We start from the raw sequence: 16,054 nt of genomic DNA on the forward strand, positions 1-16,054 counted from the left end.
TACTCCCGAATGTTCTACAGTCGGTAACGCACCGCTCACACACGGCGAGTTGGAAGTGCATCGCGCGAGCCTGCCCGCAGTCTCCTCCCCTGGGAGGGGTGGCCCCGCGTCAGGGAGACAGGACACCGACCGCGCCGAACCCTGCGTTCGAAGGAGCCGACTGATCATGTTCGCAACCACTGTTACGCCATGTCCCGCGCCGCCCACGCCCGAAGGTGAGGTGCCGGCCCTTGCGTACAGCCTCACGCTGCCCGCCGCACCGCGCAGTGCCGCCGTTGCGCGGCTGGCGGCGCGGGCCGTGCTCGAGGCGCATCGGCTCGGGGCGGTGGCCGACTCCGTTGTTCTCGCGGTGAGTGAACTCACCGCGTGTGCAAGCCGGTTCGCGCCGGAGGGGCAGGTTCATCTGTCGCTCCGCTACCGGGACGGCGCCGTTCGTATCGTCAGTTACGACGCGCATCCGCGGCACCCCCATCCCCGGCTCGCCGCCGTCTGCGACGCCCGGCGTCGGGGCGCGCTGCGGGTGGTGGCCCGTCTGGTCAGGGCCGAGGGCGGGAGCTGGGGGACGGGGGCGGCGGACGAGCCCGGGGGAGGTACCCGGATGTGGGTGGTGCTGCCTTGCGTGGCGGATTAGCGCCCTATTTGGTGCACTCCACCCGGATCGGCGCGGCGGCGTTGTGGGCGTTCTTCCGTGACGACGAGCTCCAGTCGTCACCACGGTCGTGCATCTTGACGCTCAGCACGCCGCTGTTGATCTTGTACGAGGGGGCTGCGATCCACTGGCCACGGTGACTCACCTGGGTGATCGTGAAGTGGCCGAGCTGGGTGGAGCCTGCTGTGCTCGTGCCGTCGTGGACGGTGTAGTACGTGGGCTGGCCGCCGACGTGTCCGACGTTGCTGTCGTTCGGAATGAAGACGCTGACCTTGCAGCTGCCGGACTTCACGTCACCGGTCCGGAAGTTCCAGACGGCCCAGTTGCTGCTGTCGTCGGAGTCACCCGACATGGGAATCGAGCGGTACCAGCCCTCGCAGCCACCTGAGGCGTACGAACCGTCGTGCGTCGTCCAGCCCTCCTGACCGTCCGTGTACTTCCCGTGCTCGGTGTAGGTGACCGCACTGCTGGAGCAGTGCATGCCGCCGACCGCCGAGAAGAGCACGGTCGGGGAGGACGACACCTTCTTCGGCGTCGCGGGGCTGCCGTTGCCCGTCGAGGAGTTCGTCTTCGTGTCGGTCTGCTTGCCGGAGTCCGAGCCGGAGTCGGAACCCGTCTTGGTCGACGTGGTCTTGCCGCCCGTCTTGCCCTTCGGGGTCTTGTCGCCCGCCTTGGTATCGGCGGGCAGGTCGCCGCCGCCGACGTTGTCCGCCGACGCGGCTTCGGTGATGGGCGGGGCGTTCACGCCGCCCGCCGTTCCCCCCGTGGTGCCGGATCCCTTCGAACTGCCCTTGCCCAGCGGGGCCTTGGAGGCATCCGCCTGAGGTACGTAGCCGTCCGCACCCGGGGCGGGGTCCGTGTATCCGGCGGCGTTGTTCCTGTTGTTGTGCTGGGGACCGTCCCCGCCGGTCGACGAGGCGACGACGAACGGGAGGGACAGCAGCACCACGCCCCCGATCGCGGCAGCGGCGACCATCGGCCGGGACACCTTGCCGGGTGCTGACTTCTCTTCCGCCGCGCCGGTGCCTTCGGGGCCGTTGCCCGCACCGTCGACGGTGGTGACGGCCTCGGAGGCGGTACGGGTACGCGTACGGGTCCGGGTGAGGGTGCCGAGGACGGCGGTGAGTCCCGCTATCCCACGGGGAGTTGCGGCTGCCGCCGTGGCGGTCGCGGTGGCTGCGACTGGCTCGGCGGCGAGGGGGGCCGTGGTCTCCGGCTCGGTGGCGGCCGGTTCCGAAACGGCTTCCGAAACGGCTTCCGAAGCGGCTTCCGGAGCAGGTTCCGGAGTCGGCTCGGGCTTCTCGGCCTTCTGCTTCTCGGCCGCCATCGGCTCGGGTGCCGATTCGAGTGTCGGTGCCTTGCTCTCCGTCGCGCGGGCGGCGTCAGGAACCTCCGCGCCGATCACGCCACCGGCGAGCGTCGCGGCGACGCCCTTCGGTGAACTACTCCGGGATTCCGTCACCTTGGCGGCGCCTGCCCCGGATCCCGAGGTGGTCGCAGGAGCCGCGGGAGCCGCAGGAGCCGTAGTGGTGGACTTCGCTGCCTCGGCCCCAGCCTTCTTCTCGTTCTCCGTACTCGCTCCCGGCGCCGCCTCTTCCGACGTCTCCGCAGCAGCGGACACCTCGCTGTTCGACTCGGGTTCCGTGTGTGCCATGGCCACCTCGCCTCTCCTGCTTCTCGTACTGCTCGTGTGCGTCAGCCGGGTGCATCGCCCGTGTGCGCCGGTCGTGGGTGTCAGTCGTTGCCGGACAGTGCGGCGAAGATCTCCGTGGACAGTGTCACGGGTGGGCCGTCCTCCTGGGACACGCCCCCCTCGTAATCGTCGTCCAGTATCTCCAGTTGGCTCTTGATGTGCTTCTCGCGTCTGGTCAGTTCCTCCGCCAGCCTCGGGGGCAGCGGCCCCGACATCCTGGCGAGTTCCACCGCGAGGAGTAGATCGGCATGTCCCACTCCGTCCGCGCGCAGATTGAAGCCCGCAGGCACCTGATCGGTGCCGCCGTTCGTCTTCCTGTGCCAGTGCCCCACCAACTCTCGCAGGCGCTGATCCGTGAAGATGTCCAGGGGCAGGTGCGACACACCGGACCAATTCATGAAGGAGTGGAACCTCTTCTCCGCGAGGGTGGGTTCGTTACCCAGCAGCTCGTCGGCGAGGGCGTTGAACCGATCCTGCTCGCGGGCGAGGCGGACATCCTCCCGCCTCTCGCGCTCGCTGACCAGGTAGTCGTGCCCCATGGCCTCAGGCGAAAGGGGCCGCTGCCAGAAGGACTTGTCCCTGCCCAGGTTGGCAACGTCTTCCGGGCGCACATGGAGGGCGTCCGCCACCCGTGTCAGATAGCGCGGGTGCACGCCCAGCGCGTTGGCCTGGACTTCCGTACTGGGCTGAATGTACGGCAGCGGCTGGGTGCGCGAGTCGCTGTACAGCCTCTTGGCCTCGGCCAGATTCATGCCGACCACGTGGGACATGGTGAGCTGCCTGGTGCGCAGATGCGACGAGAAGTGCCACCAGTCGAAGAGCGGCGCATTGAGCTCCGTCATCCGGCGGACGAACGCGTTTGTGGGTCCGGCCTCCAGCCGGGCGGCCAGCTGATGGAGTGCGTCGAGGGCTGGGCGGAGAGGGGCGTGGCCCTGCAGGGCGACCTCGATGCTGCCGAGGGCGGTGGGGTGCAACCCGAGGGCCTTGGCTGCCGCGGCTGCGCGCTCGGTGCCGATGCCGGTGCCGATGCCGGTGCCCGCGTTCTCGTTCCCGCCTGTATGCGTGTTCGTGTTCGTGTTCGTGTTCGTGAGCGGGACGGGCGGCTGCTGGCTTCTGTGCTGGGCCAGCAATCCCTTTACGCCCGGCTCTTCGAGCACCCCGGCCAGGGTGTTGCGGTGGAGTGAGGTCGTTACGTCCGACTGCCAGACCGGGTGCTGCTCGTGGTGCGGCTGTCCTTGCGGGGTCTGCCACCCGGCCAGTGTCTGCGGTACCGGCGGCAGCCGGTCGGCGAGGTAGAGCAGGACGTTGCTCAGACCCGACGGTCGGGTGGTGTCGACCGCCAGCAGATCCATCAGGGTGCTCATGTCCGATTCGCCCCTCATGATGGAGTACACCTCGGAGTGGGGCGGGAGCCCCGTCTCCGGGCCCGTCGGAGAGAGTTCTACGTCGAAGCTGACCCAGCTCAGTTCGCGGCGCCGGTACGGGTCGGGCTGGCTGAGTGAGGCGGCCAGTTGCTTACGCACCTCCGGCAGCTGCTGGTCGACCAGTCGGCTGTGTTCCTCCGGGCTCAGCTGTGGGTGCCGCAGGAGCCGGGTGATACGCGTCCCCAGGGTGCCGTCCCCGTGGATCACCCGCTGGATATTGAAATTTGCCCAGGTGAGATCTGGTTTGTGCACGGAGGCAGATACGGGGGCGGTGACCGCGATCACTTCGGAAAGGCGTGGCCAGAGCGGGGGTTGGTCCGCCGAGGGCCGGATCCACAGGTGCTCGCCGTCGCGGACGTGGCCGTGCATGCGTACGTCGTTGTACACGCCCTCCCAGAGGTAGCCGCCCTCCGGGACCTCCACCCACGAACCGTTGGCGAACGCGTTGCGGTGGGCCACGACGATCGCCTCCCAGAGCTGGTGCGTCGACCAGTGGGAGGGGAAGAGCAGTTGGCCGACGGCTGCCATCCCGTCGGAGCCGAGCACGGTCCCGTTCTCACGGTCGCCGGGCTGCCATGCGAAGGGCGGTGGGGCGTTGTTGGCGGCGGCCTGTGCCGTGTGACCCTGCAGGTTCGGGTCCTTGAACCAGATGGTGGCCCACTGGGTGCCGTTCGGGTGGGCGGTCCACAGCTGCTGGATGTTGACGCCCTGGTCCAACTGCGCTGCGGTCCCGCCCGTCCCGGGCAGTGCGTAGTGGACGCCGGTCCTGTGGTGGGTGGAGCCGTACGTCACGAAATGCAGCGCGCCCTCCCCGAGCGCCGGTTCGGCGGGGGACCCGGGCATGGGGGCGAGATATTGCCAATGGTCAGGCATTTCTGGACGCGCCGGAATTTCGAGGTGGCGGGGTGCGTCGAGCCCGGCCTGGTCGGGGTGGGGAGCGAAGTCGGTGACGGTGCCCGTGCCGTCGACGGTGCCCTTGATCCGTACGCCCTGGTACTCGCCGGTGAAGTGGTAGTTCCCCGGCTCGATGCCGGGGGTGTGCTTGGTGGGTACGAGACCGCCGGTGGCCTGTTCGTGCAGATACACCTGGCGTACGGCGTACAGCGTCTCTTCGAGGGTCCAGTGGTCCGGGAAGACGGTTCGCACGCTGCCGTCGGGGTGGGTGCCCGCCTGGTAGGTGCCGTTCGGGTTGCGCTCGCCGGTGGCTACCGGGCGGGGCCGGTCGGCGGCGCCGTGCGGGGCGAGCAGGCCGACGGTTCCGGTGCGGGGGTAGCCGCGCAGGACCCGTTCCCGCACGTCGAGCGGGATGCGGACGGTGGGCTGCGGCGTGTCCCGCAGCGCCGCTCCGATCGCGGTGCCCAGCACCAGGAGGTCGCGGGGCATGATCCGCAGATACGGCGACGACGTCACCGGGATCGGGAAGTTCTGGTCGACCACGGACCGGCCGAAGAGCGGGTCGGTGTAGGCGGCGCCCATCAGCGCGTGCTCGTCGTAGACCGGCCAGTGTGCTCGTCCCTGCATGGGATCCCGGTAGTAGTCCTGCAGGCCCAGGAGGTGGCCGATCTCGTGGGGCGGCATGACCGGGTCGGATGTGAGCTTCTCCACGGAGAGGTACCAGTTCGCGTCGTTGCTCCGGCCCATGCCATCGGGGTCGGGGTGCAGCGCGATGGTGTGGTGCGCCAGCTCGGGGGTGTCGACGAACTCGGCCGCCACCCGCAGCAGATCGCCGTTCGGCAGTCGGTGGTCCGGGTCGTTGTAGTACTTCTGGAGGCCGCTGTTCGCCGAGGCCTTGGTGGCCTGGAGGAGTTCGGGGGTGACACCGTCCTTGACGTCCAGGTGGATGCGTACGGTGATCTTCGTCTCGGCGACACCGCCCTGCACCTCGGTGCGCTCGGCGCTGAACCGGCGACGCCTGATGGGTCCCGTGTAGCCCGCGCTGTTCAGGAACTCCGGGGAGGGTCGGCGGATCTCGGCTCGGTGGGTGACGGGGGCATGCAGGGGGGCAAGGGGCGGCGGTGGTGCGGAGGCCGACCGGCCCCGGGTGACGGGGGGCTGCGGGGTGTCGGGGGCATGTGGGACGGCGGAGGCAGGCAGGGGGGCAAGGAGCGGCGGTGGTGCGGAGGCCGACCGGCCCCGGGTGACGGGGGGCTGCGGGGTGTCGGGGGCATGCGGGACAGCGGGTGCATGCACGGGGGCAGGGAGCGGCGGCGGTGCGGAGGCCGACCGGCCCCGGGTGGTGGGTCGCTGCGGGGTGACGGGGGTCTGCGGGGGGTTTACCGGGCTCTGCGAGAGGACGGTGGGCGGGGACTGATGAGGCCGGTGCGGGGCGGCGGACTGCTGGGCCGGGTGCGGGGCCGTGGGCGGCGTCACGGGCAGGCCGGCGTTCTGGGACAGGCCTCCCACGTACTGCGCATCCAACTGCGTCCGCCGGTCCCGGACGCGCTGCTCGTAGGTGTCCAGGGCCTCCTCCCGGGCCGGGTCCAGCACCGGCGCCGACTTGTCGGCCAGGTGCATCAGATCGGCATACTGCTCCCGCTCCGCGCGCGGGTCGTAATCGTCGGGCACCTGGTTGGTCCCGTCGTTCGTTTCCACCCGCCAGTGCTCCACCAGCTCTTGCAGGCGCTGGTCGGTGAAGATGTGCAGACCCTCGCTCGCGACGTCGGACCAGTGCATGAAGGAGCGGAACCTGGCGTCCGCGAGGGCGGGGTTGCTGCCCAGCAGTTTGTCGGCGACCGCGTTGAGCCGTGTGTAGCTACGGGCGAAGCGGGCATCCTCCAGCGTCTGGTGGTTGTCGAGCCCGTAGTTCCGCGCCAGGGCCTCAGGGGTGTGGGGCTGCTGCCGGAAGGTCTCGTACTCGCCCAGATCGAGGACATCTGACGGGTGCAGGTGGAGGGCGTCGGCCAGCCGTTCCAGATAATTCGGGTGCATGTCCAGGGTGTAGGCGAAGAACCGCATGTCGTCCGAAACCCGCGGCATCGGTTGGGCGCGCGAGTCTGCGTACAGCTTCTTGGCCCTGGCCGGATCCATGGAGGCCACCTTGGACAGCGTGTGCCCCTTGGTGTGCAGATACGACGAGAAGTGCGACCACTCGGAGAGCGGCACACCCACTTCCGTCATCTGTTTCACGAGCTGGCGCGTGGACTTCCCGACGCCCAGTCGGGCGGCCAGCTGGTTGAGTGAGTCGATGGCCGTGTGGAGGGGGGTGGACCCCTGCAGGGCGGCCGTGATGCTGGTGAGGTCGGAGGGCCGCAGTTTGAGGAACCCGGCCGCCGCCGCCAGGCGATGGGGGCTTACGACCGTGTCCGTGTCGGTGCGCGTGAGCGGGCTGGAGGGTTCCTGGCCCCGGTGCTGCGCCAACAGCGCCCGTACGCCGGGCTCGTCGAGCAGCCCGGCCGGGGTGTTGCGGTGCACGGAAGTCGTCACGTCCGACTCCCAGACCGATTTCAGGACCGGGCTCTGCTCGTGCTGCGGCTGCCCCTGCGGGCCCTGCCAGTCGGCCGGCCGCTCCGACAGCGGCGGCAGCATGCCTCGCACGCTTTGCAGGAGGGCGTCCATGCCCGCTTCGTCGATGGAGTCGACCGGCATCAGGTCCGACAGGAGGGAGCTCAGGTCCCCGTTGTTCTGCGCGATCTTGACCAGCTCGGAGTCGTCCCCGAGTTCCATCGCCGGATCTTCGGTCGGTGACAGTTCTATGTCGAAGGTGACCAGGTTCAGCTCGCGGTGTCTGTACGGGGAGAGCCGATTGAAGTCGTCGGCCAGCTGCTCACGCAGGTCCGGCAGCATCTCGTCGCGCAGGTATTCGTGGAACTCGTCTGCCAGCGGGGGATGTTCCAGGACCCGGGTGATGCGGAGCCCCAGGGTGCCGTCCTCGTGGATCACCCGCTGGACGTGGAACGGCAGCGACCCGCCACCCGGTTTGGGCAGCTGAACAGGTACGGGATCGGTGACCGCGAGCACCTTGGCAGACACGGCCGAGATCAGCGGTTGGTCCGTCGAGGGCCGGGCCCACAGGTGTTCGCCGTCGCGGACGTGGCCGTGCATGCGTACGCCGTCGTGCACGCCCTCCCAGAGGTAGCCGCCCTCCGGGACCTCCACCCACGAACCGGCGTTGCGCGCGGTGCGGTGGGCTCCGGCTATCGCGTCCCGGAGAGTGGGCAGCGACCAGTGGTGGGGGAAGAGAAGCTGACCGGCGGCGGTCATGCCGTCGGGGTTGAATACGGTCCCGTTCTCCCGGTCGCCCTGATGCCATTCGAGAGGCGGTAGGGCGTTGTTGGCGGCAGCCTTTGCCGTCAGCCCCCGCAGGTTCGGGTCCTTGAACAGGACCGTGGCCCACTGGGTGCCGTTCGGGTGCGCGGGCCACAGCGATTCGATGTGGACGCCGTGCTTGCGCTGCGCGAAGGTCCCGGTCTTGTCCGGCAGCGCGAAGTGGACGCCGGTCCTGTTGGCGGTGGAGCCGTAGGTCAGGTAGCGCAGTACGACGTCCCCGAAGGCGGGATCGGCGTCGGGGCGGCGGGGCGACGGCGGTTCGAGGTGGGTGGGGGGCAGCAGCCCGCTCTGGTCGGGGTGGGGGGCGAAGTCGAGGATGGTGCCGGTGGTGTCGGCGGTGCCCTTGATGCGGACGCCCTGGTAGACGCCGTCGAAGGTCTGGCGTGTGGAGCGGTCGGGGACGGTGGTCAGGCTGTTGGTCCTGACGTGGTCGAGGTAGACCTGGCGGGTCGCGTGCAGGACCTCTTCGAGGCTCCAGTGGTCGGGGAACATGGTCCGGTCGCTGCCGTCGGGCAGTTTGCCCGCCTGGTAGGTGCCGTTGGGGTTGCGCGGTCCGGTGGGTTCGGGGCGGAACCTCCCGGCCGGGCCGCGCGGGGCGAGCAGGCCGTGGGTGCCGGTGGTGGCGCTGCCGCGCAGGACGCGGTCCCGTACGTCGAGTGGGATGTGTGCTCTGGCACCGTCGTGCGGGCCCGCGCCCACGCCGTCGGCGTGCGACCAGGCGGTGTCGACGGCCGTGGACAGGAGCAGCAGGTCCCGCGGCACGATCCGCAGCGTCGGTGAGAGCTCCCCCTCGGTGGCCAGATGGTCCATGCTGAACTGCAGGAGCCCGGACTCGTCGATGTAGTTTCCGGACATCAGCGAGTGGTCGTCGTGCACCGGCCGGAGCGGTTCGCCCTCCGTGGCCTCGCGGTACTGGTCCTGGAAGCCGAGGAGGTGGCCGGTCTCGTGCGCGATGACGTGTGACTTGTCCTTCCCGCCCGCCCCGCTCTCCGAGACGTACCAGGCGCCGCTGTCGTCGCGGCCCGTGCCGTCCGGGTCCGGGTGCAGCTTCACCGTGCGGTGTGCCTGTGCGGAATCGTTGACGAACTCCAGCTTCACGTGCAGGAGATCACCGTTGGAGAGACGGTGCTTCGGGACGTTGAAGTACGTGTCGATGCCGAGCGTCGCCATCGCCTTGGCGTTCGCGACGTGGTTCTCGGTGGCACCGGGCTGGAGGTTCAGGTGGATGCGGACGGTGATACCGGAGCGCACACTGCCGTCGCTGAGTTCGGTGCGTTCGACGGCGAACGCGCGCTCCCAGACGGATGCGGCGGCACCGCCCTTCGTCCTGGTCAGGTCACTGGGCGGGAGAACCTCGGCCGTGCCCAGCGAACGCACGTCGGTGACCGGTGCGGGGTGGGGGACCGGGGCGGAGGGGTGCGGGGGAATCTCGACGACGGAGTAATGGGCGGTGGGGGTCGGGGCGATGGGGGCCGTGGGGACATCGGTGACGGGGTGATCGGCGGTGGGCGTGGGCGTGAGCGCGGGCGTGGGCGTGGATGCCGGGGCCTTGTGCGGGCTGGCGTGCGGCGTGTGGAGAGGGAGGTTCGGCGAGTTGTGCGGCTGGTTCGAGGTCGACTGAGTGGAGGCCGACTGAGTGGAAGCTGACTGAGTGGAAGCTGACTGAGTGGTGGTCGATTGGGTGGAGTGCGGGTCCGTGGCGGGTGTCACGGACGGGGTGGCGTTCTGGGTCACGCCTCCGCTGTACCGCGCGTCCAGATTCGTCAGCTGGAACTGGATGAACCACTCGAAGTCGGCCAGGTCCTTCACCAGTTTCGGGGGCAGCGGTTCCCCTGACCGCTTGGCGAGTTCTTCCGTAAGGAGCAGATCGGCCCGGACCTTGCCGTCCTTGCGCGGGTCGAAGTTCGCGGGCACCGGGTTGGTGCCGCTGTTCGTTTCCACCTGCCAGTGCTCGGCCAGTTCCCGCAGGCGCTGGTCGGTGAAGACGTTCAGGCCCAGGTGTCGCGCCGCCTCGGACCAGTGGGTGAAGGAGCGGAACCGCTCCTCCGCGCGGGTCGGGTCGGCGCCCAGCAGCTGGTCGGCGACGGTGTTGAACCGGGTGCGGTCGCGGGCGGTGCGGATGTCCTCCTGCTTTTCGCGCTCGCGGTCCCGGTAGTTCTGCCCCAGGGTCTCGGGCGAAAGGGGCTGCTGCCAGTAGGACTTGTCCTCGCCCAGCTTGGCGACGTCCTCCGGGCGCACCTTGACGGCGTCGGCCAGCCGCGTCAGATAATTCGGGTGCAGGCCCAGCGCGTAGGCCTGGATGTCCGTCTCGTACGACGTGGGCGCCGGCGGGTGGTTGCGCGAGTCGTTCAGCATCTTCCGGGCCCCGGTCAGGTCCATGCTGACCACGTCGGACAGCAGGCCCTTCTTGGTGTGCAGATACGACGAGAAGGACCACCACTCGGAGAGCGGCGAACCGATTTCCGTCATCCGCCGGACGAAGGGGCCCGTGGGCCCGGCCTCCAGGCGGGCAGCCAACTGGTCGAGCGCGTCGAGGGCCGGGCGCAGGGGACCGGAGCCCTTCAGGGCCATCTCGATGCTGGTGAGATCGGAAGGCGCCAGTCCGAGGCTCTCGGCTGCCGCGTTCCTGCGGTCGGTGGCGGTGGCGGTGCCTGCGGCTGTGTTCTCGGCCCCGCCCGTATGTGTGCTCGTGTTCGTGAGCGGGCCGGGTGCCGACTCCTGGCTCCGGTGCTGCTCCAACAGCCCCTTCACGCCCGGCTCGTCGAGGAGCCGGGCCCGGGTGCGGCGGACCGAAGTCGCCACGTCCGACGTCCAGACCCGGTCCTGCTCATGGTGCGGTTGCCCCTGCGGGCCCTGCCAGTCGGTCGGCAGCTCCGATACCGGCGGCAGGTGGTCGGCCATGTCGCGCAGGAGGTCTGCCAGGCGCACAGGGTCGGTGGCGTCGACCGTCATCAGGTCCGTCAGGGTGTCCGTGTCCGCGTTGTCCATCATGATCTGGAACAGCTCGGACCGGCGCGGGATTTTTATCTTCGGGTCGTCCGTCGGCGACAGCTTCACATCGAAGGTGATCAGGCCCAGCTCGCGGCGTCCATTCGGGTCGGGCCGGTTGAATTCGGCGGCCAGCTGCTTACTGACCTTCGGCAGCTGCTCGTCGACGAGGCGGCTGTGCACACCCGGGTCCAGCGACGGATGCGGCAGGATCCGGGTGACGTGCATCCCGAGGGTGCCGTCCTGGTGGATCACCCGCCGGATGCTGAACAGCGCCGTCGTGCCGTCCGGTTTGGGCGCACTGAATTCCAGGGGGGCGGTGCTCGCCAGTATCTCGGGCGAGCTGTGCGGGAGCGGAGGCTGGTCCGACGAGGGCCGGACCCACAGGTGCTCGCCGTCGCGGACGTGTCCGTGCATCCGTACGCCGTCGTGCATGCCCTCCCAGAAGTAGCCGCCCTCCGGGACCTCCACCCACGAACCGGAGCTGCGCGCGCCGCGGTGAGCCTCGACGATCGCGTTCCGGAGATCGGACACCGACCAGCGGTCCGGGAAGAGCAGCTGGCCGCTGTTCGCCGTGCCGTCGGCGCCGAGCACGTGCCGGCTCTCCTGGTCGCCGAACCGCCATTCCGAAGGTGCCGGGGCGCCGGTGGTGACAGCCTGCGCCGTCCGCCCCCGCAGGTTGGGGTCCTTGAACCAGACCTGGGCCCACTGGGTGCCGTTCGGGTGCGCGGTCCACAACTCGCTGATCAGGATGGACTGGCTCTCCCGCGCACGCGTCCCGACCTTGCCGGGCAGCATGTAGTGCACGCCGGTCCGGCTGTGGGCGGAGCCGTACGCCATGAAGCGCAGTGCGACGTCCCCGAACGCGGGATCGTCGGTGGGCTTGCGGAGCGGGGGCGGTTCGAGGTGGGTGGGCGGCAGCAGACCGTTCTGGTCGGGGTGGGGCGCGAAGTCGATGATGGTGCCGGTGGTGTCGGCGGTGCCCTTGATGCGTACGCCCTGGTAGACACCGTCGAAGGTCTGGCGGCCCGAGAGTTTTCTGTCCGCAGTCAGACTGCCGGTCCTGACGTGGTCGAGGTAGACCTGGCGGGTGGCGTGCAGGACTTCTTCCGGGCTCCAGTGGTCCGGGAACATCGTCTGGTCGGTGCCGTCGGGGCGTTTGCCCGCCTGGTACGTGCCGTTGGGGTTGCGCGGTCCGGTGGGTTCGGGGCGGAAGCGTCCGGAGGGGCCGCGCGGGGCGAGGAGGCCGGTGGCTCCGGTGCTGACGTTGCCGCGCAGCACCTGTTCCCGTACGTCGAGCGGGATGTGCGCCCTGGCCTTGTCGTGCGGGCCCGCGCCCACGCCGGGGGCGTGCGACCAGGCGGTGTCGACCGCCGTGGAGAGCAGCAGCAGATCCCGCGGCACGATCCGCAGCGTCGGCGAGAGCTGACCGGAGGAGGCCAGGTGGTCCATGTCGAACTGGATGAGTCCCGATGCGTCGATGCCGTATCCGGACATCAGCGAGTGGTCGTCGTGCACCGGCCGGGGCGGACGGCCCTCCTTGGCCTCGCGGTACTGGTCCTGGAAGCCGAGGAGGTGGCCGGTCTCGTGCGCGATGACGTACGACTTGTCCTTCGCGTTCTTTCCGCCCTCCGAGACGTACCAGGTGCCGCTGTTGTCGCGGCCCTTGCCGTCCAGGTCCGGGTGCAGCCGCACCTTGCGGTGCGCCTGTGCGGGATCGTCGACGAACTCCATCTTCACCCGCAGCAGATCACCGTTCGACAGCCGGTGGTTCGGGGCGTTGTAGTACGTGTCGATGCCGCGCTCCGCCATCTCCTTGGCGTTCGCGACGTGGTTCGGGGTGGCGCCCGGCTGCACGTCCAGATAGACGCGGACCGTGATGTCGGAGCGCACACTGCCGTCGCTGAGCTCGGTGCGCTCGACGGCGAAGGCGCGCTCCCAGACGGACGCGGCGGCCCCGCCCCTTGCCCTGCTCCGGGCACTGGGCGGGAGAATCTCGGCCTTGCCCAGCGACTTGACGTCGATGACCGGCTTGGGAAGGGGAGCCGGGGGAAGTTCGACGACGGCGTACTTGGCGGCGGGCGTGAGGGTGGGAACCGGGGGCTCCTGCGGGCCGGTCTGCTGCGTGTGGAGCGGGGTGCTCGGCGAGGAGTTCGGCTCGATGAGGGGCGGCTCCGTCGTCCCGTCGACGTGCGAGTTGCTCTGCGGGGGGACGTTGGGCGGGGACTGGTGGAGCAGACGCGGGCTCGGGGTCATCACGATGTCCCCGTCCGGGTCCACCGGGGCGTCCTCGCCCATCACGATGTCCTCGTCGGCGACCGGGTGCGTCGGTGCGGCCGGTTGCGCGGGAGGCGTCGGTGCGCCCGGAGTGGCGGGAGGCGTCTGTGCGCCCGGAGTGGCCGGGGTCATGGGGTTCTGCGACCACAGCTGGGCGAGCCGCAGCCGCAGGTCGGCGCGGTGCCTCGTGACGTAGGGGCGCAGCTGGTTCAGGGTGGCGCGCGCCCTGTCGAGCGCCGTCCGGTCTCTGGCCCGGCCCGCTTCGACGGCCGCGAACTTGGCCAGGTTCCGCCGGTGCTCCAGCTCGTCCAGATGCCTTCGGTAGAGGGCGGGGTCGAAGCCGGGCGGCGGCTGCGGCCCGGTGTCCCGGTACGGCGCCCAGTTGCCGACCAGGAAGTCCAACTCGATTGCGCTGAAGGGCCGCAGACCCTCGTGGGCCACCCCGGTCCAGTACAGGAAGCGGTGGTAGTCGAGGTCGCTCTCGCCCATGTCGTGTCGTTCCGGGCCGAGGACGTCGTCGGCGACCTCGTCGAACCGGTCCCGGTCGATCACGGCGCGGAGGTTCTCGATCTCCGTGCGGTGCCCGACCAGATACTCCAGCGCCAGCTCCTCGGGGGGAACCGGGCGCTGCCAGAAGTCGGCGTCCACAGTGAGCCGGGTGACGTCCGAAGGGCTGGGCAGCCGGACGGCCCTGGCGATCCGGGTGAGGGCGAGCGGATGCACGCCCAGCTCGTGTGCGGTGGTTCTGGTGGCCTCGTCGGTGTGGGTCACATCGCTGAGCCGCCACTCGTCGATCCGCCGCTGGACCTCCGGGGTGTACGGGCCGAGCACGTGCAGCATGCTCTCGCCCCGGCCGGTCAGGTAGCTCGACAGATCCCACCAGTCGGCTGCGGGAACCTGGAGTTCCGACATCCGCCGGACGAACCTGCCCACCTGCGGTCCCGAGCCGACCCGCTTCGCCAGCGTCTCCAGGGCGTGCAGTGCTTCGCTCGGAGTGGCGGCATGGTGCAGTACGGGCAGGGCGGTGTGCAGTTGCGCGGGGGTCAGGCCCAAGGCCCGTGAAACAGCGTCCAGATGGACCGGATTGACGTGGGTGACCGAGCCGATCGGACTGACGGGTGTGACGGGCGGGACGGGTGTGACCGGATCGTTCGGGTGCGTGCCCGGGGCCTGGGTGTGTCCGGCCGGGGCTGTCGGCTGCGGCAGCCTGACGATCTCGGCGCCGAGGACGAGCAGCGAGGTGCTGTCGATGCGGGTGGTGAGCTGCATGCCCGGTTCGGGCGTGGTGACGAGGGTGAGGGTGCCCGGCTGGTGGAGGTCGGGGGTACGCGGTGCGCTGCTGCGGGCGGCCCGCAGTGCGGCGAGTCGCAGCCGGTCCGGGGTCCAGCCGTCCGGGAGCTGGTCGTCCGGCGTGCGGGTGTAGTCGGGCGCGAAATCGTCCTCGGTGAGGGCCGCCAGTGCCGCTTCGGTCGATTCCCTGGTGACGTGCGGGGCGTGGTCCTGGGACCGGCGGGCGGCCAGGAGTTCCAGTACACCGGGTTCGTCGAAGAGCCCGGCGTGCGTGTTGCGGCGCAGCGCGGCCTCGACGTCCGACGTGAGCAGCGGGTTCGGTGTCCCGCCCTGCTCGTGCGGGGCGTCCCAGGAGTCGGTGGACTGCGGTACCGGGCGCCGGTGTTCGAGGACCTGGCGTACGAGGTCCTGGCGGCCCGCGTCCGGATCCACGTCGAGGCCCAGCAGCTGGGCCGCCGCGTCCTCGGTGCTCTGCGTGGACAGCGCTCCGATGTCCGCGCCGTCCTCCCGCTGGCCGGGCCGCTTCGTCGGGCGCAGCTCCACGGTGAACCGGGTCTTGGGCAGCCGGCCGTTCTCGTTGGCCTCTTCCGGGGAGTTGTAGGTGTCGTCGATGTGGTCCTGTACGTCGGACAGCTTCTCGCGCAGTTCGGCGAGGGCCAGCGGGTCCATGCCCCTCGGGTAATGGACGATCCGGGTGAGGTTCAGCCCGCGGTCGCCGTTGGCGAACACCACGTGCGAAACCCGGAAGTCGGCGAGCCCGCCGGACGCCCTGGCGTAGGTCATCGGGGTCTCGGAGGTGGTCGCCGCGATGTCGTGCGCGTCCCACTCCGGGTGCGGCTGGAAGCGCGTCGGACGGAACCAGCGGTGCTCGCCGTCCTTCACGACGCCCTGCATCCGGACACCGCCCGCCGAGCCCTCCCACAGGTAGCCGCCGTCGGGCAGCACTTCGAAGAGGCCGTTGGCCAGGGCGTTGTCGTGTGCGTCCCGTACGGCCTCGCGCAGGTCACCGGGGGTCCACACCTCCGGGAACAGCGTCCGCGGATGGCTGCCGAGACCGTCATGAGTGATCACCTCGGGCGAGTCGCCCTGGCCGATCTTGAGGATCGCCCTTCCCGGTCCCGTCGGCGGGTTCCGGAACCACACTTCGGCCCGGCGCACGCCGTTGAAGTCGGGGTCCGACAGCTTGTCGAAGCGGATTCCGCGGTCCGTCTGGGCCAGCTCGCGCCGGTCCTCGCTGTGCGCGTACTGCACCCCGGTCAGCGTCGAGGGGTCACCGCGCAGCACGAACCGCATCGACGTCTCGCTGAACGCGGGTTCGTCGGACAGCTCGCGGGGCGGCGGCGGTTCGAGGTGGGTGGGCGGCTGCAGGCCTCTCTGGTCGGGGTGGGGGGCGAAGTCGATGATGGTGCCGGTGGCGCCGGCGGTGCCCTTGATGCGGACGCCTTGGTAGACGCCGTCGAAGGTCAG

Annotated in this window: 3 protein-coding genes; 1 reads left to right on the top strand and 2 read right to left on the bottom strand. The window is 70.0% G+C overall.

Annotated features, from left to right (window positions below; translation table 11 throughout):
- Positions 1–220 precede the first annotated feature (220 nt).
- Positions 221–631, top strand: a complete 411-nt coding sequence (locus tag NBY69_RS09485; RefSeq protein ID WP_250299821.1) for an ATP-binding protein — start codon at positions 221–223, stop codon at positions 629–631.
- 4 nt (positions 632–635) lie between these two features.
- On the opposite strand, the gene NBY69_RS09490 is transcribed toward NBY69_RS09485, so the two are convergent.
- Complete coding sequence (locus NBY69_RS09490) at positions 636–2,303, bottom strand: hypothetical protein (RefSeq protein WP_250299823.1); 1,668 nt, start codon at positions 2,301–2,303, stop codon at positions 636–638.
- A gap of 80 nt (positions 2,304–2,383) precedes the next feature.
- On the bottom strand, positions 2,384–15,880 hold the full coding sequence (locus NBY69_RS09495) for an EndoU domain-containing protein (protein ID WP_250299824.1): 13,497 nt from the start codon (positions 15,878–15,880) through the stop codon (positions 2,384–2,386).
- Positions 15,881–16,054: the final 174 nt, after the last annotated feature.

The sequence above is a fragment of the Streptomyces sp. A 4/2 genome (assembly GCF_940670765.1).
In the GTDB taxonomy this organism is placed as follows: Bacteria; Actinomycetota; Actinomycetes; order Streptomycetales; family Streptomycetaceae; genus Streptomyces.

What these genes read in the sequence shown, in the direction of transcription:
- NBY69_RS09490 (WP_250299823.1), bottom strand. Translation starts at nt 2,303, where the DNA reads ATGGCACACACGGAACCCGAGTCGAACAGCGAGGTGTCCGCTGCTGCG.
- NBY69_RS09495 (WP_250299824.1), bottom strand. Translation starts at nt 15,880, where the DNA reads ATGCGGTTCGTGCTGCGCGGTGACCCCTCGACGCTGACCGGGGTGCAG.